Consider the following 26,349-nt stretch of genomic DNA (forward strand, 5'->3'; position numbering starts at 1 on the left):
GGAAGAAACCGCGAATGAACGCGAATTCCCGCGAATTTTTCGGCACGCGCCGATTCGGTTTTCGCGTTCTTTCGTGTCCGTTCGTGGTTCCGAATTTTATTTTTTAACTTTCCAAAACAATGGCCAAGGGGCTCAGAGAAATCAGAAATCGCATTCGCTCGGTGACGAACACCGGGCAGATCACGCGCGCGATGCAGCTCGTCGCGTCGTCGAAGATGCGGCGCGCGCAGGACGCGGCGACGTCGGGAAGACCTTACGCCGTGCTACTTTCGCGCATTCTCGCGACGGCGCTGCGCGGGCTCGACCTTTCGGGCGAATTCACGCATCCGCTCATTCAGGAACGCCCCGTGAAGACGCGCGGGATCGTCGTCATCGCGACCGACAAGGGGCTGTGCGGCGGGCTCAACTCCAACCTGTTCCGTTTTCTGAACAAGACCGTTCCCGCGGGAACGCCGGCGAAGTTCTTCACCGTCGGGAAAAAGGCGACACAGTTCGTCGCGCGCACGAAGCGCGAACTCGTCGCGGATTTTTCCGTGAGCGACCACGTGAACTTTTCGGAGGTGCGCCCGATCGGCGAATACCTCATCCGCGAATACCTCGCGGGAACGATCGACACGATCGAAATCGTGCTCTCGCAGTTCAAGAACACGATCGTGCAGACGCCGATGATTTCGACGCTCGTGCCGCTCGGAAACCTGGAGGAACGCATGCGCGCGCAGTTCGCCGCGCAGGGCGCGAAGAGCGAGTTCCGCCTCGCCGAGGACGACCGCGAAATGGCGTTCGCGCCCGACGCGAAGACGATTCTCGAAGGACTGCCCGCGCTCTTCTTCAAGCAGAGCCTGCACCAGGCGATTCTCGAGGCGAAGGCGTCCGAGCAGTCCGCGCGCATGGTCGCGATGAAGGCGGCGACGGACAACGCGAAGTCGCTCGTCGAATCGCTTTCGCTCGAATACAACAAGGCGCGCCAGGCCGCCATCACCAACGAAATCAACGAGCTCGCCGCCTCCAACGCCGGCTGAGCAGGGAAGATAGAAAAGAGAAAACGCCGATGCGCGCGCAAGCACAAGAACCCGTTCCCGAGAAGCGACGTTCCCGCCGCTTCCTCGCGGGCGTCGTGTGCGCGGCGGTCTGCGTGTTTTCCGTTTTTTTCGCCGTTCCCGCGGACGCGAAAAGCGACGCCGCGGCGTTTTCCGTCGCGACGGAGGAAACCGCCGCGTGGAACGCGACGCTCGACGACTATTTCGCGGGAACGCTCAACGTGCGCGTTCCCCACACAGTGCTTTCGCGGACGCCGAAGGTGCTCGCGCGGCTGCTTGCGGACGACGGCGTTCCCGCCGAGGAAATGCGTCTCGTCGTCAACAAGAGCATTCTCGACAAGACGCTCGGGAAAACGGCGAGCAAATTCACCGGAGAATTTCACCACGTCGGCGAAACGAATCTGCGGGCGCTTCCGGCGGAGCTCGCTGATCCCGTCGCGGTGTTCGATTCCGCCCACGGGAACGGAGACAAGGTCGTGCTCACGACGCTGAAGGACACGGAGAGCGGCGAAAGCGTCATCGTCGCCGTCGCGGTCGCGACAACGCGCGGGCACGAAACGGTGAACGCGGTTTCGTCGGTGCACGGGCGCCAGGTCGGGTCTTTCCGCAAATGGATGAAGGACGGACTGCTCCGTTATTTTCATACAAAAAAGTTCCCGCAATGGCTGGATTCGGTCGGGGTGCAAAATCCCCGAGCTGCCATACCCTGCGGGAACGGAGTCCTCAACGAAAAGGACTTCGCCGATTCTGCCCGCGACGGCGCGAAGCGCAAGAACAAATCCCCGAACGACGGAAAGGAGCTTCGAAAATGAGCGTTCCCGCGAACCGAAAAAGAACTTTTGATGAGCTCCGCCGAATCGACGAGAGCGGCAATGAGTATTGGTCCGCGCGCGAGCTGTTCCCCGTGCTCGAATACAGCCGTTGGGAGAAATTCAGGCCGCTGGTCGAAAAGGCGAAAATCGCCTGCGAAACCGCAGGGGCGAAGGCTTCGGATCATTTTCACCTTGAGGTGAAAATGATCGATCTCGCAAAAGGCGCGAAACACGAAATCGAAGACTTCCGCCTGTCGCGCTACGCGTGGCTACCTCATTGTGCAGAACGGCGATTCGTCCAAGCCCGTCATAGCGCTCGGACAAACGTATTTCGCGATCCAAACGCGCAGACAAGAGCTCGCCGACGATGCCGCGTTCAACGCGCTCAGCGAAGAAGACCGGCGGCTTTTTCTGCGCAGAGAAATGCGGGAGCACAACAAGACTCTCGTCGAAACCGCGAAACGCGCGGGCGTGCGCACGGAGCGAAAGAAAATTTTGAACTCGAATGAATCCCGAAATCAAAAAAGTAAATAATTTATGACTACAACAGGAACAATTACCCAGATTATCGGCGCGGTCGTGGACGCGCAGTTCGACGAAAAGACGATTCCCGCGATCTACAACGCGCTGGAAGTGAACTACACGCTCAACGGCGCGCCGACGCGGCTCGTGCTCGAAGTGCAGCAGCACCTCGGCGCGGGCGTCGTCCGCGCGGTCGCGATGAGCACGACGGACGGGCTCGTACGCGGCATGCCCATCGTCGACACGGGAGCGCCGATTCAGGCTCCCGTCGGCGAAGGCGTGCTCGGGCGCATCTTCAACGTCACGGGCGATCCCGTGGACGGCAAGGGCGCGGTCTCGTGCACGAAGAAATACCCGATTCACCGCAACCCGCCGCCGCTCGTCGAGCAGAGCACGGGCGCGGAGCTGCTCGAAACGGGCATCAAGGTCATCGACCTCATCTGCCCGTTCGTGAAGGGCGGCAAGGTCGGCGCGTTCGGCGGCGCGGGCGTCGGCAAGACGGTGCTCATCATGGAGCTCATCAACAACATCGCGAAGGCGCACGGCGGCTATTCCGTGTTCGCGGGCGTCGGCGAGCGTTCCCGCGAGGGCAACGACCTCTACCGCGAAATGTGCGAGTCCGGCGTCATCGACACCAAGGACATCTCCAAGTCCAAGGTCGCGCTCGTGTACGGACAGATGAACGAACCGCCGGGAGCGCGTATGCGCGTCGCGCTGACCGCGCTCGCCATGACGGAATATTTCCGCGACGAAAAGGGGCAGGACGTGCTGCTGTTCATCGACAACATCTTCCGTTTCTCGCAGGCGGGCTCGGAAGTGTCCGCGCTGCTCGGCCGCTCGTCGTCCGCCGTCGGTTATCAGCCGACGCTCGCGACGGAAATGGGCAACCTGCAGGAACGCATCACCTCCACGAAAAAAGGCTCCATCACGTCGTTCCAGGCCGTTTACGTTCCCGCGGACGACCTGACGGACCCCGCACCCGCGAACACGTTCGCGCACCTCGACTCGACGATCGTTCTCGACCGCAAAATCGCCGAGCTCGCGATTTATCCCGCCGTCGATCCGCTCGCCTCGACCTCGCAGGCGCTCACGCCGCAGATCGTCGGCGAAGACCACTTCCGCGTCGCCCGCGCCGTGCAGGCCGTGCTGCAGAAATACAAGGACCTGCAGGACATCATCGCGATTCTCGGCATGGACGAGCTTTCCGACGAAGACAAGCTCACCGTCTCCCGCGCGCGCAAAATTCAGAAGTTCCTCTCGCAGCCCTTCCACGTCGCGTCGCAGTTCACGGGCATGGACGGCGCGTACTGCTCCGTCGCCGACACCGTGCGCTCGCTCGACACCATTCTCAAGGGCGAAGTGGACGACATCGCCGAGCAGCACTTCTACATGAAAGGCTCCATCGACGAGGTCATCGCTTCGTCGAAGCGATGACCTCGTCGAAATTAATAATTGACAGTGAATAATGAATAACGCCTTGCCGGAGAATTTTTTGCGGGAAAAGTCGAAACGTTTCGCGATGAGAATCGTGAAGCTGTATCAGCACGTCTCCGAAAAATCGCGGGAAGGCGTTCTCTCCAAACAGATTCTGCGCAGCGGAACGAGCATCGGAGCCAACGTCTGCGAGGCGCAGTACGCGCAAAGCCAGAAGGACTTCGTCTCAAAGATGAGCATAGCGCTGAAGGAATCCGCCGAGACGGAATATTGGTTGGAGCTTCTGCATGAGGGCGACTTCATCACTCGGAAACAGTTCGATTCCCTGCGCGAAGACTGCATCGAACTGCTGAAAATGCTCACGGCCACGGTCAACACCACGAAACGCAAAATGCGGCTCGGAGAAAAAATCTGATTCTTTTTCAGGCTCTGCGCTATTCACTATTCATTATTCACCATTCATTCTTGAGAACGAAAGGGATATAAATGTCTTTATCATTCGAAATCGTGACGCCGACCGGCGTCGTTTACGAAGCGGAAAACGTCGCGTCCGTGACGCTTCCGACGACCGCGGGCGAGCTCGGGATTCTGCCCGGGCACATCCCGCTGACCGCGGAAATCGAACCCGGCGAAATCGTCGTCGAGAGCGCCGCGGGAACGACACGCCTCGCCGTGGACAAGGGCTACGGGCGCGTCATCGCCGACCGCGTGAGCGTGCTCGCCGAAGCCGCGATCGACGTGAAGGCGATCGACCTCTCCGCCGTCGAGGACGCGCAGAAGCGCGCCGAAGCCGCGATCGAGGCGGCGCGCCGGCAGAAGGAAATCGATCCCGCCGAGCTCGAAAAGCTCGAGGCGATCGCGCGCTTCGCCATCGCCCAAAAGCTCGCCAAAGGCAAAAAATAAAAGCGTGCGCGCCGCTCCCCGCGCCGGGCGTTCAAAAAAAAATTGCGCGGGAGCGAACAATCGCCTTTGCGCGAAACGCTTTTTTTGAAAGAATGTGATCGTGATGAAAACCTTGCTCGAAAAAATTTCCCGCGTGCGCGTGCTCGTCGTCGGCGACGTCATGCTCGACCACTATATCCACGGCGACGCGACGCGCATTTCGCCCGAAGCGCCCGTTCCCGTGGTCAACGTCTCCAAGGACCGCTACGTGACGGGCGGCGCGGCGAACGTCGCGCTGAACATCCGTTCGCTCGGCGCGGGTGCGGCGCTCTGCGGTCTCTGCGGCGACGACGAGGCGGGGCGCCGGCTGCGCGCGATTCTGAGCACGGCGGGCATCGATTATCCGACGGAGTTCTGCCGTTCCCGCATCGCGACGATCATCAAGTCGCGCGTCGTCGTGCGCAACCAGCAGCTCTGCCGGCTCGACCGCGAAATGGCGCCGGAAAACTACGCGCTCACGGAAGCCGCGGTCCGCGAAAAGCTTTTCGCCGAAATCGAGCGCGCGGACGCAGTCATCATCTCCGACTACGCGAAAGGCGCGATCGACCTGGAGATGCTCACGCAGATTCTCGCGCACGCCGAACAGCACGGCATTCTCGTCTCGCTCGACCCGAAGCCGCGCCGCCGCCTGCCGTTCAGAAACGTCGGTCTCATCACGCCGAACAAGAACGAGGCGATCGAGCTCGCCGACCTTCAGAACGAGCTGCGTCCGGACGAATTTCCCGCCGAGGAAATCTGCCGCCGCATCTGGGAAAAGCACCGTCCGAAGGATCTCGTAGTCACGCTCGGCGCGGAAGGCATGCTGCTTTCCCGCGAGGGCAAAATCCTCAAGCGCATCCCGACGTTCGCGCGCGAAGTCTTCGACGTCTCCGGCGCGGGCGACACGGTGATCGCCTCGCTCACGCTCGCGCTCGCCGCGGGAACGCCGCTTGAAGAGGCGGCGCACTTCGCGAACACCGCCGCGGGAATCGTCGTCGGCAAATTCGGCACGGCGACCGTCACTCCGGAGGAGATTCTCGCATTCCGTCAATGACCCGCGCGGGAACGCCCGTTCCCGCCGCCTCAACCCCCGTTTTCCACCATGAAGCAATTTCTCCGAGTCCTCGCATCCGCGCTGTGTTTCGTTCTCGCTCTCGTCTGCGTTCCCGCGGCGCTGGGCGACGATTTTTCCAAGGTGAAGAAAAGCGATTTCTCCGCCTCGGAGATGAAGGCGATTTTTTCCGACGCCTACTGCCGCGAGCTGAAGAAGGGCGTGACGGCTAAGCAGGTCAAGTCGATGAAGAATCCCGTCCTGCGCGACATGGCGGAACGGATGCTCGCGAAGAAATATCAGGACAAGCTCCATCGCCGCGCGCGCAAGTATCGGCCGTATTATCCCGTGGACGCGCTGGCGAAGGAGCTCAAGACGAGTTTCTACAGCCGCTACGAGAACCCGACGGGAATCTATTTCAAGGCGGGCGAGACGGCTGTGCTCTTCGTCGGCGAAATTCCCAAGAAGGAGACGATTTCGCTCAAGGTGCACTGCTTCGACCAGGAAGGCTACGGCGACGAGAAAGTCTATCCGCTCGAAAAGGGCGTGAACGTCGTTCCCGTGGAGATCAACGGGCTCGCGTACATTCAGTATTTCACGACGAACGAAGACGCCAAGCCCGTCAACGTCAACATCGCGACCGGGCACGCGAACGGCGTCTTTTCCAACGCGACGCACACGAACGAGGATTGGGCGAAGATGCTCGACGGCGTCGCGGGCGACTGCATCGACATCGTCGGCAAATACGTCCACCTGATCTACTGCGCGGAAACGATGAAGCAGATCTGCCCCAAGGACGGGCTGAAGCTCATCAACACCTACGACGAGCTGATCCGCTGCCAGCAGGAAGACATCATGGGCCTGCAGCAGTTTAAGCGCAAACGCCCCAACCACATGCTCGGCCGCACGATGTGGAAAGGCTACATGCACGCGGACGGCATGGGCGCCGCCTTCAACGACAACACGATGGACTCGATCGCCGATCCCGCGAAGGTCGAGGCGCAGGCGTGGGGCATCTCGCACGAGTTCGGACACGTCAACCAGACGCGGCCGCTCATGATGTGGGTCTGCACGGCAGAGGTGACGAACAACATCTATTCCTGCTGGGCGAACTTCAAGATGACGCCCGAGTCCATGCGCCTCGAGCACGAGCGCTGCCAATCGCGCGACGGCGAAGGTCCCTTCATCGGCGGCAGATTCAACAGTTTCCTCAATTCCGCGCTCGTCTACGGCGAACCGTGGCTCTGCCAGAAGGGACCGGACAAAATGGAAGGCTACGAAAACGGCGGCGACCACTTCGTCAAGGTCGCTCCGCTGTGGCAGCTGCAGCTCTACATGAACGTCGCCGAGCGCGGCCCGAAGGATTTTTATCCGCAGCTTTTCGAAATCGCCCGCACGGACGAAGTGCCGAAGACCAAGGAGGGGAAGCCGGACAACGGCGCGATCCAGATCCGCTTCATGAAGAACGCCTGCGAAATCGCGAAGCAGAATCTGATGCCGTTCTTCGAGGCGGCGGGAATGCTCAAGCCCATCGACCGCGACCTCGACGACTACACGCCCGCGCACCTCACGATCACCGAGGCGGACTGCAAGAAGCTCAAGAAGTTCGGTGAAAAATTCCCCGCTCCCGCAAGCCCGGTCATCTACTACATTTCCGCGACGAATTACGAAATCTTCAAAAAAGGTCTGCCCGTGAAGGGCTCCAAGGGCAAGGGCGTCGAGCCCTCCGCCGACGGACGCCGCCTCACGTTCTCGCACAAAAAATGGCAGAACGTCGTCGCGTTCGAGACCTACGCGGGCGACAAGCTCGTGCGCGTCTCGATGAGCGGGCTGGACTCGAAGGACAATTCCTCGACGCTCGTCATCTACCCCGAAGGCGCGACGCGCGTCGAAGCCGTCGGCTGGGACGGCAAGCGCGTTCTCGCCTACGGCAAGCCGGCGCCGCGCAAGCCGGGCGCGAGCTCGACGTCCTCCGCCGTTTCCGCGCCGGCGCGCTGATTACGCACGCGGTTTCAGCCCGCGCGGGAACGGAAACGCGCGATCGCGGGGCGCACCATCGCGGCGGCGAGGCTCGGGAAATCCATACCGACGCACGACGCGCTCTTCGGCAGCAGGCTCGTCGCCGTCAGCCCCGGCATCGTGTTCACTTCGAGGAAGCGGAACGTTCCGTCCGGAGAAAGAATCACGTCCGCGCGCGCGAAATCGCGGCAGCCGCACGCCGCGAACAGCGTCTCCGCCGAAGCGCGTATGCGCGCCGCGACGGCGTCGTCGATCGGCGCGGGGAAAAGGTATTCCGTGTTCCCGCGCGTGTACTTGTTCGTGAAGTCGTAGACGCCCGTCTTCGGGCGGATTTCGACGACGCCCATCGCCCTGCCCTCCAGCAGCCCGACCGTCAGCTCTCTGCCGTGCAGACGCGCCTCGACGATCCACTTCTTCGCCGCGCTTAGGTCGCCCTCCAGCGCCGCGCGCAGCTCGCGCTCGCCCGTCGGCAGAAACAGCCCGACGCTGCTGCCCTTGTCCGAGGGCTTCACGACCGTCTCCGCGCCGAGCCGCGCGACGATCTCCGCCGCGTCCGGCCGCGCGTCCGCCGAAAAGACGATGCCGTCCGGCGCGGGAACGCCGTGCGCGCGCATGACGGCTTTCGTCGCCGCCTTGTCGATGCACGTCTCGCTCGCCTCGATCCCGCAGCCCGCGTACGCGAAACCGCGCGCCTCGAGATCGCGCTGCACGCCGCCGTCCTCGCCGTAGTCGCCGTGAATCACGGGAAAGACGACGTCCGTCGCCGGGTCGAGATCTTCCGGCAGACGGTTTTCGTCGAGCGTCCGCAGTTCCGTCCGCGGGAACGCGGAGCGCAGCGCCTCGGCGCAGGCGCGCCCGGACTGAATGGAAACCTCGCGTTCCGGCGACCGCGCGCCGCAGAGAACGACGATTCTGAAATCCTGTTTGTTCATGAGTGCCTCAACGCTACGCCCGACGAGGCGGGATTGCACGAAAAAACCCGCGAATCTTCGCGGGTTTCGAAGTGGCTGCCCAGGTAGGGATCGAACCTACGACCAATTGATTAACAGTCAACTGCTCTTCCGCTGAGCTACTGGGCAATCAAAAATGTGAGGCGTATTAGACGCTTTTCTCCCGCCGCTGTCAACAGGTTTTTCTCAAAAAAAAATTTTTAAATTTTATTTGACGCTCCCGCGAAATTATGCGATGCTTCTTTTCACAGTTAAACCAACGCGTTTCGACTGGAAACGCCCCTTTCGTCTAGCCCGGTCTAGGACACCTCGCTTTCACTGAGGCGACCAGGGTTCGAATCCCTGAAGGGGCGCCACTTTCAAAAGCCCGCGATTCCGAAAACGGATCGCGGGCTTTTTCGCGTCTACAAGCGGAGCAAGCGAACTAAACATCCAACTAGACGGGCCCATAATCGCACAAAACACCCGCTAAAATCGCTTGAAATAGGGCTTGACTCTTCTCAGGGGGGGGGGGGGCAAAATTGAAGCCCTAACAACAACCTTAGTACAATTATGAAAAAATATATTACAGTCGCGGCACTCCTCGCCGCTGGAAGCGTTTTTGCTAATGCTGTCGAAATCTCTCCCTTGACCGATAGCCAAACCGGCACTTGGGTGCATGCCAATAACAATGCAATCGACGGTAACGGAGTACTTTCAGGTGATCCTAACTGGCAAGTAGATTGCTCTACGTACACGTTGGCGACCAGCTTGACGATTAGCGTAGATGAAATTTTAAATTTTTCTTTTGATGCGACTAACAATGGGACGGGAAACAGTTGTCTTACGCTTGCTCTGATCGGCTCCTCTAATGCCATTGTTGTTGGGCACGGTACGTACGACAAGCCAGGTGATGAACTTCAAGTTGCTGTTACAGATAATACTGGAGCCCAAGGGTATGTATTCGCAAACACCAACGCTAAGGATGATGTTCAGCTAACCGCCGGTGCGACCCTGAGCTCCGCTATGCCGACTGGTGGTGCAATATCTACAATTAGTGGTCAAATTAAGTGGGATGGTGATTCTTGGAGCCTTACGACGACGTCTACCGCTGTTGATTCGTCACTCAATTATGACTTGGGCATCACCTCTCTTGAGGTCAGTAAGTTGGTGGTGACAATCGAGGGTGGACATGGTCCGGACGACGCAAGTGATGAATGGAAGACACCGACCATGAGCAACTTAAAAATCTCCGTCATCCCCGAACCGTCCACGTTCGGCTTGCTCGCAGGTCTTGGTGCTTTGGCGCTCGTGGCTTCGCGCCGCCGCCGGCGCTAAGACTTTTAAAGCTTAACAATAAAAACGCCTCACTGAAGAAACTCAGTGAGGCGTTTTTATTTGGGATTGTAATTCCCCCTGCAATTTCTCCCTCTACACAGAGAACCCTATAGGAACTCGTGAGGCATTCCCGTGGTTCTTATAAACCAGTTCCTGACACAACCCCTTAAAAACCTCTTCTGCGCTCGGGGCATCGTCATACCGCATCCGTTCCCGCACCACCTTAAAGTCTCCGGGACAAACGCCTTCAAGCTCCGACATTTCCCGCATTAATCCTCAGAAACGCTCAGCTCCGGAAAATAACTCCTAAAACTCCTTCCCAATTTTTACGCGTCGTTCAGCCATAATTGTACGCTGCACTAAAATTACGTCCTTGCAAGACGTTTTCCACTTTTTCTCCACTTTTTATTTAAGGCTTTTGTTTATGCGCAATTCTCAGGGTTCGAATCCCTGAAGGGGCGCCACTTTCAAAAGCCCGCGATTCCGAAAACGGATCGCGGGCTTTTTCGCGTTCCCGACGGAAAATCGGCGCGCTCCGCGCGGAAACGGATCTTGCCGTTCGCTAAAAGAACCGATACGCTCGCGCCGCATTTATGAACTCATACGTTTTACGAAAACTTCACTTCTCGCCCCTCCCGCTCGCCGCGCTGTTCGCCGCCGCGAATTTCGTTCCCGCCGAAGCGGAGGTCATGCACGCCGACGCGTCGCTGCTCACCTACACGGATTTCGCGCAGAACACGGGCCGCTTTCAGGCGGGCGCGACGAACGCCCTGCTCGCGCACATCCGCGCGCAGGAAGGCGGAGTCGTCATCGCCTACGTCGGCGGCCGGGCAAGCTACGTGCTCCCGCACGGCATGATCGATTTCGGCGGTCTCTCCGACCAGGGCGCGAACAACGCGATCGGCTACAACTTCATCGCCACCGTCGCGCACAACGGCGTCATCGACCAGACTTATTCCGGCGCCGCCGTCGGCGCGGAAAACGCCGTCCGCTACAGCAGCATCGAATACCGCAACGGCTACAACTGGAGCAATTCCGTCGTCGCGACGAACTCGACCTTCTCGCTTTCCCCCGAAACGCCGGACGGCGGCGTCTACGACTACAAGATCGCGCGCCAGAGCAAGATCTTCACCGACGTCGTCGGCTCGCAGGTCTTTTCGGGAACGCTCGCGGCGGGAACGAACATCCAATACTACCGAGCGGGCTCGGGAACGATGAAGGTCGCCGACCATTCGGGAGCGACGACGGAAATCGCGGGCGCCTACCAATACGCAGCCGGAAGCATAAACACGGGCGCTTACGGGAACCTCGACGCCAACGGCAACTTCAACGTCTTCCACTACGCGAACTGGACTCCCGAAGGCGTGAACGCCGAGAACCCGCTTCCCTACTCGCTCGCGCCCGGCGACTCCGGCAGTCCGGCGTGGATCTGGAACGAGGCGACGGGACAGTTCGAATACCTCGCCGCGGGGCAGTCCGGCACGGACGAGTTCTCCCATCTGCGCGGGAACACGCGATACACGCTCGAAACGATGGCGAGCTTCGACAAGGAAATCGCGCTTTCCGCCGACGCCTCGAAAACGATCTACGTCAACGCCGTCACGGGAACGGTCGCCGCGATCGCGGACGCGGAAACGAGCTCCACGCTCTCCACGACGGACAAGCTCGCGACGGGAACGGTGACCTTCGGCGACGAAAGCGTCGAGTTCAAGGGCGTCCGATCGGGAACGCGCACGTGGAAAGATCTTTCCGCCGAAAAGGACAAGGACAACTGGTTCAACTACGGCGACGAGTACCTCAACGTCGTCGATCTCGATTCCCGCGAAAGCCTGACCGCGACGACCGCCGAAGGTCTCCGCACGTCCGACCTCTTCATGACGGAGAACCTCGTCTTCACCGCCGCGGGAACGGAGCAATACAGAATCGTGCTCAAGGACACGGCGGACACGGGCGTCGGCTACGTGCAGTTCTCCAAGGCGGACGGCGTCGCGAGCGCGAGCTTCCGCGTCTCTTCCGAAGCCGGAGAAAGCAACTTGCTCGACACCGCCGGCTTCATCGTGGACACGGGCGTGAGCGTCGAGCTCGACCTGACGAGCCCCACGAACGACATGCGCGAATGGCGCAAGGCAGGCGCGGGCGATCTGACGATCGTCGGCAGCGGGAACAACGACGCCCTGCTCAACGTCGGCGGCGCGGGCAAGCTCGTTCTTTCCCGCGAAAACGGCTACGCCGCCTACAACGTGCTCGCGAGCACGGGAGCGACCGTCGTCATCAAGGACGTGAACCAGGTCGCACGCGACGTCACGCTCGGCAACGGAGGCGCGACGCTCGACTTCAACGGCAATTCCATGATGTGGGACAACGCCGCCGCGGTTTCCGCCGAGGGCTTCACGATTCACGCGCTCACGGAAGGCGCGGTCCTCACCAACTCCGCCGCGGGAACGACGACGACGCTCATCGTGAAGAACGGCGGCGAAAGCTTCGTCGGCTCCTTCGCGGACACGGCGGCGGGTGCGCTGAAGCTCGTTTACGCGCCGGATTCCGCCGAGGCGGTCTGGACGCTCACCGGCGTCTTCACGAATCTCACGAACAACGCGGAAAGCGGCATCGTCGTGCAAAACGGCACGCTGAAGCTCGCGGGAACGAATACCGTCCACGCGCTCGGCTCCGCCACGGGAACGAACGCCGACCGCTATTTCAGCGCCGACGACTGGCACTACGCGGACGCGGCGGCGAACGTCGCCGTCGAATCCGGCGCGACCTTCGAGCTCGGCTCGCACGCGCGCCTCACGGGCGACGTCACGGTCCGCGACGGCGGCGTCTTCACGATGAACAGCGGCGTGAACAGGTGCTTCGAATACGTCGAAGGCGGCTACGCGCTCGAAGACACGGAAAAGTATTCCGCGTTCTTCGGGCTGAAGGGGAACGTCGCGCTCGACGGCGCGAACGCGAAACTCCTCGTCCGCCACGAATCCGCGGACGCGACGGCGGACATGCGCTACGACGGGAACGTCACGGGAACGGGGCAGATGCGCGTCGCGCTTAATTCCGAGAGCTCAGTGCTCACGCTCGGCGGCGCGAACACGTTTTCCGGCGCGAAGACGCTCGAGACGGGGACGCTCGTCGCGAACGCCGCCGCGCTCGGCGACACGTCGTCGAACAAATGGAACGTCGGCGCGCGCGGCGTGCTCCGCGTCGCGGACGATTCCTCGCTTTCCTCCGCGGAGCTCCTTTCGAAGATCGACGGCGCGTCCACGGGCGTGCTCGCGCTCGTCGCCGACCGCGCGGACAAGCTCGACGTTTCCGCACACGCGGAGCTCTACGTCGGCGCGGCGGCGGGAACGACCGTCAACTACGGCGCGGAAAACACGAGCGAGACGCTTGAAGCGACGGACGGTCATTGGCGGCTCGGCGGCGGCGGCGGCGAACTCCGCGTCAACTTCAAGCTCACGGGAGCGGGCACGCTCGCGCTCGGCAACGCATACGGCAAGGGCACGGTCGTGCTCACGAACGCGGCGAACGACTTCACGGGCGCGATTCAGATCAACGGCGGCGTTTCGCTCTTCGCGGAAAACGCCGGCGCGCTCGGTTCCTCGAGCGTCGCGCTCGACTACGGCACGCGCTTCGGCGCTCCCGCCGACGCGCTCGACGCGATTTCCGAAGCCTCCGCGGGAACGCTGCTCGCGGACAAGGCGTCGGACGCGCATTTCGATTTCTCCTCGCACGCGAATCTCGCGCTCGGCGCCGCGGCGGACACGACCTTCACGGGAACGCTGACCGTCGCCGAGAACGCCGCCTACCGCTTCGGCGGCTCCTCGGGAACGCTCGCGCTCGCGAACGCGCTCAACGCGAACGGCGTGAACGCGCTCGTCGTGGACGGGCAAGGCTTCTCCGGCGGCGCGCTCAGGCTCGACGCCGTTTCGGGCATCACGGGCGCAGTCTCCGTCGTCGGCAGAGACGCGACGAAGACGAGCGAAACCGCGGGCGACGCGACGCTGTCCTTTTCCGTGAACGACGCGCTCGCGCAGGCCGCTTCCGTCGCCGCGAAGGACGGCGGCGTCGTCGATCTCGCGGGCACGACGCAGACCTTCCGCGATTTCGCGCTCGGCGACGGCGGCACGCTCGCGGACTCTTCCGAAGGCGGGACGGGAACGCTGCGCTTCTCGAGCTCCGCGGGAACGCTCGGAGGCGTCGTCGCGGCGCGCGCCGTGAAGACGGACGCGGGAACGCTCACGTTCACGGGCACGGTCGTCGAGGGAGGTCGCCTCGAAGCCGCCGCGGGAACGCTCGCGTTCACCGCCGCGGCGGCGGCGGGCGGCGAACTCGCGGTCTCCGGCACCGGCGCGCTCGCGTATTCCGATTCGCTGAGCAACGCCGTGAATCTCGTCATGGACGGCGGCACGATGACGATTTCCGGCGAAACGACCTTCGGCGCGAATCTGACGATGAACGCGGGCAAAGTGACCGTCGAAACGACGGACTCGCTCGACTACGGCGCGACGAACACGCTCACGCTCGCGGGCGGCGAACTCGCGCTCGGCGCGAACCGCTGGTCCGTCGGTTCGGGCAACAAGATCACGCTCGCCGGCGGAACAGTCACGGGAACGGGGCAAATCGAAAACGGCGCCAACATCGGCTCCTTGGACTTTTTTAAGGACACCGTCCTGAGCGTCGTCGCGCGGGCGGACGCGTCCGCGGAAAATCCCACGGTCTCCCGCATCGCGGCGCCGCTGCGCCTGCGCGCGGGCACGACGACCTTCGACGTCGGCGCAAACGCGCGCCTCGAATTTTCCTCCGCGATCGTCTCGCAGAGCAACACGTTCCAGCTGAAAATCGCCGACGGCGGCAGCGCCGAACTCACCCTTGCCTCGGGTTCGCTCACGCTCGCGGGCGAAAGCAAAATTTCCGGCGATCTGACGCTCTCGGGCGCGGGAACGTTCGCCGCGGGCAGCATCGACGCGCTCGACTACGGCGCGACGAACACGCTCACGTTCGCGAGCGCCGCGTTCGACTTCGGCACGAACCGCTGGTCCGTCGGCTCGGGCAACGAAATCGTCTTCGCCGGAGGAACGGTTTCCGGCGCGGGACAGACCAACGCCGACGGACGCCTCGGCGCGCTGGATTTCTTCAGCTCCACGGCGAGCGTCGTCGCCGCGGCGGGAACGCGCACCGAGGTTTCGGCGACGCTGCGCCTGCGCACCGCGGACACGAACGTCATCTTCGACGCGAAGGCGGGTTCGGATCTCGTGATTTCGGGCGACGTCATCGGCGACGGAAAGCTCGAAAAGAAGGGCGACGGCGCGCTGACGCTTTCCTCCGGCACGAACACCTTCGCGGGCGGCGTGAAGATTTCCGGCGGCAAGCTTTCCGTTGCCTCTGTCGCGGCGCTCGGCTCGGGCGCGACGACCGTCGAGTCCGCGGGAACGCTCGCGCTCGCGGGAGCGAACGACACGGGCGCTTCCGCCACGACGGATCTTTCGACGAAGGTTTCCGGCGCGGGGCGCATCGAATTTTCCGCCGCGGGAACGAACGCGGACGCCTCGAAATACAGCAATCTGAAGCTCGGCGAGGACTTCACGGGAACGCTCGCCGTCACGAGCGGCATGCTCTACGCGGAAAACAAAAATACGCAGACCTCGTTCGGCGCCGCGAAGACGATCGAGCTCGACGGCGGCGGACTTTTCCTGAAGAACGGCAACAATAACGGACTCAACGGAACGGACTCGTTCTCGCAGGATTTCGTCGTCGGGGCGAACGGCGGCTCGCTCGTGCTCTACGCCGCGCACGCCGGAGCGACGTTCACGGGAAGCGTCACGGGAACGGGAACGCTCTCGCATCTCGACGGCGGCGTCCTCATTCTCGCGCCGGGCGAAGGCAAAACGATCGCGCTCGGCGGACTCACGCAAAACACGAATTACTCCGGCTACCCCAAATGCCGCACGGAAATCCGCGGGGACGCGACGATCGGCACGCTGTCGCTCACGTCCGGAAATACAGATGACGGCTCCGTGAGAATCCTCTCCGGGAACGTCGCGGTCGGGACGGCGAACATCAACAAAGGCAAGCTGAAGATCGAGGGCGGCACGGCCGGTTTCGGGGAAATCGTGCTCGGAACCGCCGACGGCGCCGCCGCCGAGCTGTCGCTGAGCGGCGGAAGGCTGAACGTCGGCGCCGGCGGCATCCGCGGGCTCGGCGCGGGCGCGAAAACGGTCACGTTCGCGAACGCGACGGTAGGCGCTTCGGCGGACTGGTATTCCGCGCTCGACGTCGCGCTCTCGGGCGCGGTCGCGTTCGACACGGCGGCGGTCGGCGTCGAAACGCGCGCGGCGGCGGGCGCGACGATACGGCTCGGCGGCGGGCTTTCCGGCGAGGGTTCGCTGACGAAGCTCGGCGCGGGAACGCTCGAACTGAGCGGAGACAATTCCGGGCGCACGGGCGAAACGACGATTTCCGCGGGAACGCTCGTCGCGGCGCACGCGAAGGCGCTCGGCTCGGGCAAGGTCACCGTCGCCGGCGGCGCGGAGCTCGGGCTCGTCGCGGGAACGACCGTCGTCGGCGTTTCCGGCGGCATCGAGTTCGCCGAGGGCGCGAAGCTGGTCATCGACCTGAGCGGGCTCGCCGCCGTTCCCGCGACGCTCGCGGCGGACGGTCCCGAAGAGACGCGCGCGCTGACGCTCGTCTCCGAAAGCGCGCTTTCCTACAACGGCGCGGAACTCGCGGACGGCGAAGTTTCGCTGATCGGATACGAACTGAAAAACGCCGGCGACTTCGCGGCGTGGACTTCGCAGCTGCGCTACGACGCGTCCGCGAACGCGCTGACGCTCACGCTGACGGTTCCCGAACCCGGCGCGTTTTCGCTCTTCGCGGGAACGCTCGCGCTCGCCTTCTGCGCCGCCCGCCGCCGGCGCCGCCGCTGAACGCGCTGAGGGCGTGCGCAGGAAATTATTTGCCTATTTTCGACAGGCGAAGGAACATTCGGCCATGAACATCGCTTCAAGAATTTTCTGTCGCGCTTTTCAGGCGGCGTTCCGTTTGGCGTTGCCCGTGCTGCCGTACAGAGAGCCGGAAATCGTCGGGTCCTGTTCCGCGCTCAAGAAAGTGTTCAAAAAAGAAAAGGTGAAATCGGCACTCGTCGTCACCGACAGGGGCATCGTGTCCAACGGGCTGCTCGCGCCGCTCGAAAAGGCGCTGCGCGAAAGCGGCGTCGGGTTTGCCGTTTATTCCGACACGCGGCCGAATCCGACGACGGAAAACGTGGAGGCCGCGGTCGAGGCGTATCGCGGGAACGCCTGCGACTGCCTGATCGCCGTCGGCGGCGGCTCGTCGATGGACTGCGCGAAAGCCGTCGGCGCGCGCGTCGCTTACCCGAAGAAGACGGTCGGGCAGATGAAGGGCGTCCTGCGGATCTTGCGCCGCCTGCCGCCGCTGATCGCCGTGCCCACGACGGCGGGAACGGGCAGCGAAACGACGCTCGCCGCGATCATCACCGACGACGCGACCCGGCACAAATATGCGCTGATGAGCTTCCCGCTCATCCCGCGTTACGCCGTGCTGGACGCTTCGCTGACGTATTCTCTGCCGCCGCATCTGACGGCGACCACCGGCATGGACGCGCTCACGCACGCGGTCGAAGCCTACATCGGGCGCTCGACGACCGAAGAAACGCGCCGCCTCGCGCTGGAGGCGACGAAGCTGGTCTTCGGCAACATCGAACTCGCCTGCGGAAACGGCAGGAATCACGAAGCGCGGGAAAACATGCTTCACGCCGCGTACAAGGCGGGCGTCGCTTTTTCCAAATCCTACGTCGGCTACGTTCACGCGGTCGCGCATTCTCTGGGCGGACGCTACGGGACGCCCCACGGGCTCGCGAACGCCGTCGTCCTGCCTTACGTCCTGGAGGCCTACGGCGAATCCGTCCACGAAAAGCTGCACGCGCTCGGCGTCGCCGCGGGCGTCTGCGGCGGGAACGATTCTTTTAAGGCCGGCGCCGAAAAATTCATCGCCGCCGTCAAGGCGCTGAACAAAAGAATCGGCATTCCCGACAAGCTCGCGGGAATCCGCCGGGAAGACGTTCCCGCGATGGCGAAGCTCGCCGCGAAGGAAGCCAACCCGCTTTATCCCGTTCCGAAGCTGATGACGCGGGACGAGCTCGAGAAATTTTACGAACAATGCGCAGACTGGAGCGACGCGAAATGAACGACGAACAAATCCGCAGTTTACTTGAAAAGCAGAGAACCTTTTTCAGAACGGGCGCCACGCTTCCGGTGTCTTTCCGCGTCGGGCAGCTCAAAAAACTCTACGCCGTCGTCAGAAAACACGAGGACGAAATCTGCGGCGCGCTGACCGCCGACCTCGGTAAAAGCCGCTACGAAGGCTTCATGTGCGAGGTCGGCATGGTGCTTTCCGAGATCTCCTACATGCTCGGCAACGTCGGGCGTTTCGCGAAAAGGAAAACGGTGCGGACGCCGCTCGCGCAATTCGCATCCCGCAGTTTCAGGCAGCCCGTCCCTTACGGAAACACGCTGATCATGAGCCCGTGGAACTATCCGTTCCTTCTGACGATGGGACCGCTGGTCGACGCCCTCGCCGCGGGAAACACGGCGATCGTGAAGCCCAGCGCCTACTCCGGCGCGACGTGCGGGATCGTGGAAAAACTCGTCGCCGAAGCGTTCCCGCCCGAATACGTCGCCGTCGTCACCGGCGGCAGAGCCGAAAACGCCGCGCTCCTCGAACAGAAGTTCGACCTCATCTTCTTCACCGGAAGCCAGGCCGTCGGCAAGGAAGTGCTGCGCCGCGCGGCGGAGCATCTGACGCCCGCGATTTTGGAGCTGGGCGGGAAAAGCCCCTGCATCGTCGACGCGACCGCGGACCTCAAGCTCGCCGCGAAGCGCATCGTGTTCGGCAAATATCTCAACTGCGGGCAGACCTGCGTCGCTCCCGACCACGTCCTCTGCGAACGCTCCGTGAAGGACGCCTTCGTCGCGGCCGTCATCGAGGAAATCAAAGTCCAATACGGGGAAAATCCGCTCGCGAACAAGGATTACGGCAAAATCATCAACCGGAAGCATTTCGACAGGCTGCTCGGCCTGATCGACGAGAAAAAAGTCGTCGCCGGCGGGAACGCCGATCCCGACGCCTGCCGGATCGCGCCCACCGTCATGGACGACGTGACGGAGACCGACGCCGTCATGGGCGAAGAAATCTTCGGTCCGATCCTGCCCGTCCTGACTTTCGACCGCTTCGACGCCCTCGTCGACGACCTGAAAAACAAGGACAAGCCCTTGGCGCTCTACGTCTTTTCCGGCGACCGGGAACGCATCGGGCGCGTGACGACGGAGCTGAGCTACGGCGGGGGCTGCATCAACGACGTCGTCATCCACCTCGCCACCAGCGAAATGGGCTTCGGCGGCGTCGGCGAAAGCGGCATGGGCGCCTATCACGGGAAGACGGGATTCGACGCGTTCACGCACTACAAATCCGTCGTGGACAAAAAGACGTGGCTCGACCTCCCGATGCGCTACCAGCCCTACAGGAGCGGACTTTACGAAAAACTCCTCCGCTTCTTTTTGAAATGATTCCCGCAGACGGGATCGCCCGCGCCGTTCCCGCGCGCGGCTCAAAAAGTATTCGCCTTGACGCGGGGCGTCTGTTAAATCTGCTTCACCATGATGAGACCGAACGCCCACCTGCTCCTGCCCACGTTCGCCGTGCTCGCGCTCGCGGCGTGCGACAATTCGCAAAAAACGCTTGAAGCGGCGCCCGAGACGGCGCCCGTCGTTCCCGCGGCGAAACCGCAGGAGCCCCCGGCGGTGCGGCTCGTGCCCGCGAAAAAAGCCGTTCCCGCGGACGAAGGCTACGCGGTCACGAAGGTCGTTCCCGAAGATTTCAAGCCCGCCGCGTTCAACGTCTTCACGGACGGCGCGATGCGCTTCCGCGTCGAATTTTACGGCACGGACGTCTTCCGCATCCAGGCTGCGCCGGACGGCGCGTTCGACGATCCGCTGAACGATCCCACCGCCGCGCAGATTCTCGTGGACGACCTACCCGTGAACCGCGAACGCGTGGATTGCGAAGTCTCGGACGCCGAAGTCGTCTGGCGCACGGCGGCGGTCGAGCTCCGCATGCGCCGCGCGGACGGCACGTTCTCGCTTTTCCGCGCGGACGGCACGCCGATCTTCCACGAAAAAAAGCCGCTCGCCTTCGCCGGGAACACGGTGACGCAGACGCTTTCGACCGACCCCGACGAATTTTACTACGGCGGCGGTCAGCAGAACGGGCATTTTTCCCACAAGGGCACGAAGATTGAAATCTCCGCCAACGGCTGGAACGAAAACGACCGCCCGAATCCCGCTCCGTTCTACATGAGCAACCGCGGCTACGGCGTGCTCCGCCACACCTTCGCCACGGGAGCGTATGATTTCACGGGCGCGGACTCCATCGCGACCACGCACAACGAAAACCGCTTCGACGCGTTTTATTTCGTCGGCGACGGCTTCCCGCGCGTTCTCGACCTCTACACGCGCTTCACGGGGCGCCCGAACTTCCTCCCGATCTGGGGCTTCGAGCTCGGCGACGCGGACGCGTACATGACGCGCGACCCGCAGACGAAGGAACCGATTCTCGAAAACGGAAAATTCAAGGAGCTCACGCCGTACGCGCTCGAACGCGTCGCGGAAAAATACCGCGAACACGACATGCCCGGCGGCTGGCTGCTCCTGAACGACGGCTACGGCTGCAATCACGTGCAACTGCCCTACGTCGTGAAAAGCCTCGAGGGAATGGGCTTCAAGACCGGCCTGTGGACGGAAGGCGCGCTCACGCGCATGGCGTGGGAAGTCGGCGTCGCGGGAACGCGCGTGCAGAAGCTCGACGTCGCGTGGACGAGCGACACCAACAAGACCACGCGCGCGAAGCCGCTTTCCAAGGTGCAGCACGCGCTCGAATGCAACAAGATCGCCTGGGACGGCATCGCGGACAATTCCGACTCGCGCCCGCTCACGTGGACGGTGCTCGGCTGGGCGGGAACGCAGCGCTACGCCGTGTGCTGGACCGGCGACCAGGCGGGCGACTGGAACCTCATCCGCTACCACATTCCGACGCTCATCACCTCCGGCATGTCCGGACAGGCCTACGCGACGACGGACGTGGACGGCATTTTCGGCGGCTCGCCGGAAACCTACACGCGCGACCTGCAGTGGAAATGCTTCACGCCCGCGCTCTACGTCATGAACGGCTGGAGCGACGCGGAAGCGGTGGCGGGCGTGCCGAAAAAGAGCCCGTGGTGGTTCGAGGAGCCCTACCGCTCCATCAACCGCAGCTACCTCAAACGCAAGCTGCGCATGACGCCCTACATGTACAAATACGCGCACGACGCCGCCGTCTCCGGCGCGCCCATCGTCCGCGGCATGCTGTGGAACTTCCCGAACGACCGCAAGACCTGGGACAAGTCCACGCAGTATCAGTTCATGCTCGGCGACGACATTCTCGTCGCGCCCGTCTACACGGCGATGTCGCTGAACAAGGGCTGGCGCAAGGAAGACATCTACCTGCCCGAAGGCGTGTGGTTCGACTACTGGGACGGCCGCGTCGTGCCCGGTCCGTACACGATCGACAACTACCCGATCACGCTCGAAAAGCTCCCGATCTTCGTGCGCGGCGGCGCGATCATTCCGATGTATCCGGAAATGCTTTACAGCACGCAGAAGCCGAAGGACGTCGTCACCTTCGACGTGTATCCCTACGGAAAATCCTCGTTCGAAATGTATGAGGACGACGGGAACACGCGCGCGTATCTCGACGGAAAATTCTCCAAGCAGCTCATCACCTGCGACGCGCCGAAGGGCGTCGCAGGCGACGTCACGATCGACGTCGGTCCCGCGCTCGGCGACTTCGACGGCAAATACGCCGAACGCGCCTACGCGTTCGAGATCCACACGCCGTTCCGCCCGTCGCGCGTGCTCGCGGACGGCGCGGAAATCCGCGAAATCCCCGACGCCAAGGTCTATGAAAACTCCGTGCAGGGCTGGCGCTTCGACCCCGAGGATCGCCGCGGCGTCGTCTTCGTCAAGCTCGCGAAGCGCGGCACGGACGTTCCCGCGCGCGTCGCGCTGAAGGTTTCGCCGAAACTCGGCGCGTGGGCGGCGTTCGAGCCGTATCCCGTCCCCGTGGTTTCCCCGGATCTGGACAAGACCGAGTTCAAGGTCGTCGCCTCGTCCGAACAGGGCGACGGCAGAATCTCCAACGCCTTCGACGGCTCGGCGGGAACGATCTGGCACTCGAATTATTCCGACGATCCCGGCAAGCACCCGTACACGATCGACATCGACCTCGGCAAGCTCGCCGCCGTCAACGGCTTCGGCTATCTGCCGCGCGCGGGTCTCGGCAACGGCGCGATCAAGGATTACGAAATCTACGTGTCGCGAGCGCCGGGCGACTTCGGCGAAGCCGTCGCCAAGGGCGCGTTCCCGGCGAAGGAAGAATACCAGAAAGTCGCGTTCCCGACGAAATGGGGCCGCTACGTCCGCCTGCGCGTGCTTTCCGCGCAGCACGGCGAGCAGTTCGGCTCCGCCGCCGAGTTCGACGTGATGCAGGACATCGCCGCCGCGCCGCTCGCGGACGAAACGCTCGACCTCGGCGACCGCGCCGGCGTCGTTCCCGCGAAGATCGACGGCCGCGCCGTCTTCAACAAGGGCTGGTCCGCGCCGGAAATCGTCGTGGACGGCGAAAAGCACGCCAAGGGCATCACCGTGCTCGCGGGAACGCGAGTCACCTACGAGCTCGACGGCTCGTGGGACAAGCTCCTCGGCTTCGTCGGACGCGAACAGGGCGGCAAGGGTCCGGTCACGTTCCGCATCTTCGCCGACGACAAGCAGATCTTCGAGCGCGCCGGCATGAGCCCCGAATCCGTCAAGCAGCTCGTTTCGCTCGACATCTCGGGCGTGAAGCGGCTCGTCTTCGAATTCGTCGCGGACGCGGACGGCGATTCCTCCGACACCGGCGTCTGGACGGACATCCGCCTCCTCCGCAAAGGCTCGGAATAAAGAAAGCTTAAAGGTTAAAGTTTAGGGCTTAAAGAAAGGCGTTCCCGTCGAGAATTCGCGGGAACGCTTTTTTGCGGGAACACGAAAGCCGCCCGCAAAACGCGACCCACGGAACGGACACGGTAAGTGCGTAAAAAGTGCAAAAATCCCTGCGTCGGAAGGCGCTTTCGGAGCCTTGCACGCGCCCCAGAAGACGCGAAAAAGCCCGCGAAAACGTTTTCGCGGGCTTTTAAAAGAAATGGTGGAGACGAAGAGACTCGAACTCTCTACCTCGACAATGCGAATGTCGCGCTCTACCAGATGAGCTACGTCCCCATTTCCGAAAGGAAAATTATGAGATGCAAGGAAATCGTTTTTTCGCGAAATCGTCAAGCCTTTTGTTCGGAAATTTTTTCCACCGGCGCGGGAACGTCGGATTTCCCGTAGTCGGCGATGCCGTCGACGAACATCTGGACGGAGATCAGAATCAGCAGCACGCCGGTCACGCGTTCGAGCGCGACGCTCCCGCGGCGGCCGAGCGCGCGGATGATGCGCGGCGAGACGAGCAGGACGCAGAGGCTGAGGAGCCAGGCGGCGCAGATGCTCACGGCGAAGGCGGCGTCTCCCGCCGATTCTCCGGCGTGCGCGCCGTTGATCATGACGACGGAAATGCTGCTCGGCCCGACGAAGAGCGGAATCGCGATGGGCACGATGAAGGGCTCCGCCTGCGATTCGCCGTGGGGCGAGGTGGAGCTCGTCAGCGCGGCGAGCGGCGGGAACACCATGCCGAGCGCGATGAGGAAGAGCACGAGCGCGCCGGAAATGTTCAGCGTCGCCGTCTCCAGCCCGAGCAGCGAGACGATGCGGTTGCCGAGGAAGAAGAACAGCAGCAGCAGCGCGAGCGCGAAGAGCATTTCGCGCACGATGACCTTCGTCTTGCGCTCGTCGGGAACGTTCTTGAGCAGCGACGGCAGAATGAGCGCGAGCCCGATCGGATCGAGAATGATGAAAAGAAGAATGACTGATGAAACGAAGCTGTCCATGCGAAACGATTTTCGCGCGCGCGCCCGTTTAGTCAAAGCGAAACGCAGGCGGGCGTCACGCCGCGTGCCTTCCCGCGCCGCCGCGAAAGCGCCCTGCCCCGCGCGCGCGGGTTTGCGTTCCCGCGGAAATCGGAGTAGCATTCCGCGCTCAATGAAAATCAACATCAATCCCGGAACGCGGAGAATGCTCTGCCTCGTCGGCGCGATGGCGCTGGGCGGGAGCGTTCCCGCGCTGTGGAGCGGGTGCCGCGCGTTCTTCGACAACGAGACCGGGCACGCGGGACTCGTCGTGCCGCCGATGATCATGCTGATGCTGCTGTTTTCCTTCATCGACGTGAAGTTCGGCAGAGAAAGCACGGGGTGGAGCCACCTGCGGATCCCGTTGTTCATGGTCGCGCTCGCCTCGGGCGCGTATTTCGCCGTGCTCGCGCTGACGGAGCTGCTGACGGGAACGCCGAATCAGAACTTCGCCGTGATGGCGTTTCTCATCGGCATGTCGCCGACGGCGAACGCCGCGCCCGTGATCACGAGCCTGCTCAAGCGGCGGGAAGACTACGTGACGCTCAGCGTCGTGCTGACGAATCTCTTCACGGCGTTCGCGCTCGCGCCGCTGGTCGCGCTCGTCATCGGGAGCGCGATCGAGATCGACACGCTCGGTCTGGCGTGGAAGACGGCGCTGCTCATCGGATCGCCGTTCGCGCTTTCGGTGATTTTCCGCAATTTCCTGCCGCGCGCGGCGGCGTTCGTGCGGCGCTGGAAGATTCTTTCGTTCTACCTGTGGATGGTGATGCTGTTCACGGTGTGCGCGCAGAGCTCCGCCTACATCTGCGCCCAGGAAAACCTTTCCCCGCTGATTCTGGTGGAGATCTTCGCGATTTCGGCGACGATGTGCGCGCTGAACTTCTTCGGCGGCTTCTGCCTCGGCGAGCCGAAATTCCGGCGGGAATGCTCGCAGTCCGTCGGGCAGAAGAACACGATGCTGATGCTGTGGGTCGGGCTCGCGTTCTTCAATCCCATCGTCGCGCTCGGGCCGACATTCTACGTCGTCTGCCACAATCTCTGGAACTCGTGGCAGCTGCGCCACGCCGACAGGAACGAGACGACGATACGCTGAAACGATGAGAATTTCGCGGCTCAAGATCTTTTCCGACCTAGCGACGACGGGCAGCTTTTCCGCCGCCGCGGAGCTCAACAGCGTCTCGCAGCCCGCCGTCTCGCAGGCGGTCCGCGCCATGGAAAAACAGCTCGGCGTCGCGCTCATCGACCGCACGCAGAAACGCTTCGCCCTCACGCCGGAAGGCGTGCTGATGCAGCGCCGCGCACGCGACCTCGTCTCGCTCTACGAAAAGACGCGCGCGGAACTGCAGGATCTGAAGCACGTCGTCGGCGGCGCCGTGCGCGTCGGCATCGTGCCTTCCGTCGCGTCCGGCGACGCCTTCAAGCGCACGCTGCGCCGTTTCATGGAGGCGTTCCCGCAGGTCTCGCTCTCGCTGACGCTGGATTCCGCCGCCGCGATCTCCGCGAAAATCGCCCGCGGCGCGCTCGACGTGGGCGTGACGATCTCCGACCGCCGCTCGCGCACGGAAGACGTCGTGCCGCTCTACGAAGAACCGCTCGTCGCGATCTGCGCGCCGTCGAACACCCTCGTCTGGCAGCGCGACACCTCGCTGCAGGAACTGCGCACGTTCCCGTTCCTTTCCTATTCCGAAGATCTCGTCATGCGCCGTCTCGTGGACGGGCTTTTCCGCGCCGCCGGAATCGAGTGCGTTCCCGCGCGCACGTTCGACAACATCGAAGTGCTCAAGCGCGCGGTGGAGCTGGACGGCGGCGTCGCCGTCGTCCCCGAACGCTCCGTGCGCGACGAGACCGCGGCGGGAACGCTCCGCGCCCTCGAAATCCGCGGCATGTCGCCGACGCGCTCCGTCGTCGCGGTCTCGCGCAAAAACCGTCCGCTGACGCCCGCGATGCGCAAGTTCATCGAAGCCCTCCAGCGCCGCCGCTGACGCCCCCGCGAATTTTCACGAATTTCGGGCGGCGTTCCCGCGAAAACGGCGTCACTTCTCCAAAAATCTTTGCGTCTTGGCGTCTTTGCGGGAAAAATTTGTGCGTGAGGATTTCGAGGAAGCGACAAGAATGTCGCCTCTCCGCTAAAATTCCGTGTTTTCCGTGGTCAAAATTTTCCCTTGCCTCGGTATTCGTAACCGCGGGCGGGCAAAAAAAGCGT

Annotated in this window: 17 protein-coding genes and 3 tRNA genes; 16 read left to right on the forward strand and 4 right to left on the reverse strand. The window is 62.8% G+C overall.

Annotation, left to right across the window (positions count from 1 at the left end):
* The first annotated feature begins 119 nt into the window (after window positions 1-119).
* The 8 genes from atpG to ACQREB_RS04500 all read left to right on the forward strand — a co-directional run bounded on the left by atpG (window position 120) and on the right by ACQREB_RS04500 (window position 7,775).
* Window positions 120-1,019 carry an ATP synthase F1 subunit gamma gene (gene atpG / locus ACQREB_RS04465; protein WP_427765798.1) on the forward strand — a complete coding sequence of 300 codons (900 nt, stop codon included), beginning with the start codon at window positions 120-122 and terminating at the stop codon, window positions 1,017-1,019.
* A gap of 29 nt (window positions 1,020-1,048) precedes the next feature.
* A complete protein-coding gene (locus ACQREB_RS04470; RefSeq protein ID WP_427765800.1) occupies window positions 1,049-1,849 on the forward strand; it encodes a hypothetical protein in 801 nt (266 codons plus the stop codon).
* Window positions 1,846-2,358, forward strand: coding sequence for a hypothetical protein (locus ACQREB_RS04475; RefSeq protein WP_427765802.1), 513 nt, complete (start codon window positions 1,846-1,848; stop codon window positions 2,356-2,358). The genes ACQREB_RS04470 and ACQREB_RS04475 overlap by 4 nt, the downstream gene beginning before the upstream one ends.
* Before the next feature lie 28 nt (window positions 2,359-2,386).
* Window positions 2,387-3,805: a F0F1 ATP synthase subunit beta gene (atpD, locus tag ACQREB_RS04480; protein WP_427765803.1), complete on the forward strand. Its 1,419-nt coding sequence runs from the start codon at window positions 2,387-2,389 to the stop codon at window positions 3,803-3,805.
* 43 nt (window positions 3,806-3,848) lie between these two features.
* Entirely contained in the window at window positions 3,849-4,220 is a 372-nt protein-coding gene (locus ACQREB_RS04485) for a four helix bundle protein (RefSeq protein ID WP_427766170.1), read from the forward strand.
* A gap of 71 nt (window positions 4,221-4,291) precedes the next feature.
* A complete protein-coding gene (atpC, locus tag ACQREB_RS04490; protein WP_427765805.1) occupies window positions 4,292-4,708 on the forward strand; it encodes an ATP synthase F1 subunit epsilon in 417 nt (138 codons plus the stop codon).
* A 103-nt stretch (window positions 4,709-4,811) separates the two neighbouring features.
* A complete protein-coding gene (locus ACQREB_RS04495) occupies window positions 4,812-5,780 on the forward strand; it encodes a bifunctional heptose 7-phosphate kinase/heptose 1-phosphate adenyltransferase (RefSeq protein ID WP_427766173.1) in 969 nt (322 codons plus the stop codon).
* 48 nt (window positions 5,781-5,828) lie between these two features.
* On the forward strand, window positions 5,829-7,775 hold the full coding sequence (locus ACQREB_RS04500) for a M60 family metallopeptidase (RefSeq protein WP_427765807.1): 1,947 nt from the start codon (window positions 5,829-5,831) through the stop codon (window positions 7,773-7,775).
* A gap of 14 nt (window positions 7,776-7,789) precedes the next feature.
* On the opposite strand, the gene ACQREB_RS04505 is transcribed toward ACQREB_RS04500, so the two are convergent.
* Both ACQREB_RS04505 and ACQREB_RS04510 read right to left on the reverse strand, forming a co-directional pair.
* Window positions 7,790-8,728: a D-alanine--D-alanine ligase family protein gene (locus ACQREB_RS04505; RefSeq protein WP_427765810.1), complete on the reverse strand. Its 939-nt coding sequence runs from the start codon at window positions 8,726-8,728 to the stop codon at window positions 7,790-7,792.
* Window positions 8,729-8,800: 72 nt separating this feature from the next.
* Window positions 8,801-8,875, reverse strand: a tRNA-Asn gene (locus ACQREB_RS04510).
* A gap of 149 nt (window positions 8,876-9,024) precedes the next feature.
* On the opposite strand from ACQREB_RS04510, the gene ACQREB_RS04515 reads away from it, so the two are divergent.
* From ACQREB_RS04515 to ACQREB_RS04540, 6 genes are all read left to right on the forward strand, one after another.
* Window positions 9,025-9,102: transfer RNA gene (locus ACQREB_RS04515), tRNA-Glu, on the forward strand.
* Window positions 9,103-9,298: 196 nt separating this feature from the next.
* The gene (locus ACQREB_RS04520) at window positions 9,299-10,063 is read left to right on the forward strand and encodes a PEP-CTERM sorting domain-containing protein (RefSeq protein ID WP_427765812.1); all 765 of its coding nucleotides are present in this window, start codon (window positions 9,299-9,301) and stop codon (window positions 10,061-10,063) included.
* Between the two features lie 593 nt (window positions 10,064-10,656).
* The gene (locus tag ACQREB_RS04525; protein ID WP_427765815.1) at window positions 10,657-16,980 is read left to right on the forward strand and encodes a S6 family peptidase; all 6,324 of its coding nucleotides are present in this window, start codon (window positions 10,657-10,659) and stop codon (window positions 16,978-16,980) included.
* A gap of 199 nt (window positions 16,981-17,179) precedes the next feature.
* A complete protein-coding gene (locus tag ACQREB_RS04530; RefSeq protein ID WP_427765817.1) occupies window positions 17,180-18,259 on the forward strand; it encodes an iron-containing alcohol dehydrogenase in 1,080 nt (359 codons plus the stop codon).
* Complete coding sequence (locus ACQREB_RS04535; protein WP_427765820.1) at window positions 18,256-19,638, forward strand: aldehyde dehydrogenase; 1,383 nt, start codon at window positions 18,256-18,258, stop codon at window positions 19,636-19,638. Before ACQREB_RS04530 ends, ACQREB_RS04535 begins: the two co-directional genes overlap by 4 nt.
* Before the next feature lie 90 nt (window positions 19,639-19,728).
* Window positions 19,729-23,103 carry a TIM-barrel domain-containing protein gene (locus tag ACQREB_RS04540; protein ID WP_427765822.1) on the forward strand — a complete coding sequence of 1,125 codons (3,375 nt, stop codon included), beginning with the start codon at window positions 19,729-19,731 and terminating at the stop codon, window positions 23,101-23,103.
* Between the two features lie 239 nt (window positions 23,104-23,342).
* On the opposite strand, the gene ACQREB_RS04545 is transcribed toward ACQREB_RS04540, so the two are convergent.
* Both ACQREB_RS04545 and ACQREB_RS04550 read right to left on the reverse strand, forming a co-directional pair.
* Window positions 23,343-23,418: transfer RNA gene (locus tag ACQREB_RS04545), tRNA-Ala, on the reverse strand.
* A gap of 53 nt (window positions 23,419-23,471) precedes the next feature.
* A complete protein-coding gene (locus ACQREB_RS04550; RefSeq protein WP_427765825.1) occupies window positions 23,472-24,125 on the reverse strand; it encodes a MarC family protein in 654 nt (217 codons plus the stop codon).
* A 151-nt stretch (window positions 24,126-24,276) separates the two neighbouring features.
* On the opposite strand from ACQREB_RS04550, the gene ACQREB_RS04555 reads away from it, so the two are divergent.
* Window positions 24,277-25,239: a bile acid:sodium symporter family protein gene (locus ACQREB_RS04555; RefSeq protein WP_427765827.1), complete on the forward strand. Its 963-nt coding sequence runs from the start codon at window positions 24,277-24,279 to the stop codon at window positions 25,237-25,239.
* A gap of 4 nt (window positions 25,240-25,243) precedes the next feature.
* Entirely contained in the window at window positions 25,244-26,128 is an 885-nt protein-coding gene (locus ACQREB_RS04560; protein ID WP_427765829.1) for a LysR family transcriptional regulator, read from the forward strand.
* Window positions 26,129-26,349: the final 221 nt, after the last annotated feature.

It is taken from the genome of Candidatus Spyradosoma sp. SGI.093 (assembly GCF_050314555.1).
In the GTDB taxonomy this organism is placed as follows: Bacteria; Verrucomicrobiota; Verrucomicrobiia; order Opitutales; family UBA953; genus Spyradosoma.

Bases quoted from the DNA above. Each gene is read 5' to 3' on its own strand.
- atpC (WP_427765805.1), top strand. From the start codon at position 4,292: ATGTCTTTATCATTCGAAATCGTGACGCCGACCGGCGTCGTTTACGAA.
- ACQREB_RS04500 (WP_427765807.1), top strand. From the start codon at position 5,829: ATGAAGCAATTTCTCCGAGTCCTCGCATCCGCGCTGTGTTTCGTTCTC.
- atpD (WP_427765803.1), top strand. From the start codon at position 2,387: ATGACTACAACAGGAACAATTACCCAGATTATCGGCGCGGTCGTGGAC.
- ACQREB_RS04520 (WP_427765812.1), top strand. From the start codon at position 9,299: ATGAAAAAATATATTACAGTCGCGGCACTCCTCGCCGCTGGAAGCGTT.
- ACQREB_RS04540 (WP_427765822.1), top strand. From the start codon at position 19,729: ATGATGAGACCGAACGCCCACCTGCTCCTGCCCACGTTCGCCGTGCTC.
- ACQREB_RS04470 (WP_427765800.1), top strand. From the start codon at position 1,049: ATGCGCGCGCAAGCACAAGAACCCGTTCCCGAGAAGCGACGTTCCCGC.
- ACQREB_RS04550 (WP_427765825.1), bottom strand. From the start codon at position 24,125: ATGGACAGCTTCGTTTCATCAGTCATTCTTCTTTTCATCATTCTCGAT.
- ACQREB_RS04505 (WP_427765810.1), bottom strand. From the start codon at position 8,728: ATGAACAAACAGGATTTCAGAATCGTCGTTCTCTGCGGCGCGCGGTCG.
- ACQREB_RS04475 (WP_427765802.1), top strand. From the start codon at position 1,846: ATGAGCGTTCCCGCGAACCGAAAAAGAACTTTTGATGAGCTCCGCCGA.
- ACQREB_RS04555 (WP_427765827.1), top strand. From the start codon at position 24,277: ATGAAAATCAACATCAATCCCGGAACGCGGAGAATGCTCTGCCTCGTC.
- ACQREB_RS04560 (WP_427765829.1), top strand. From the start codon at position 25,244: ATGAGAATTTCGCGGCTCAAGATCTTTTCCGACCTAGCGACGACGGGC.
- ACQREB_RS04495 (WP_427766173.1), top strand. From the start codon at position 4,812: ATGAAAACCTTGCTCGAAAAAATTTCCCGCGTGCGCGTGCTCGTCGTC.
- atpG (WP_427765798.1), top strand. From the start codon at position 120: ATGGCCAAGGGGCTCAGAGAAATCAGAAATCGCATTCGCTCGGTGACG.
- ACQREB_RS04525 (WP_427765815.1), top strand. From the start codon at position 10,657: ATGAACTCATACGTTTTACGAAAACTTCACTTCTCGCCCCTCCCGCTC.
- ACQREB_RS04535 (WP_427765820.1), top strand. From the start codon at position 18,256: ATGAACGACGAACAAATCCGCAGTTTACTTGAAAAGCAGAGAACCTTT.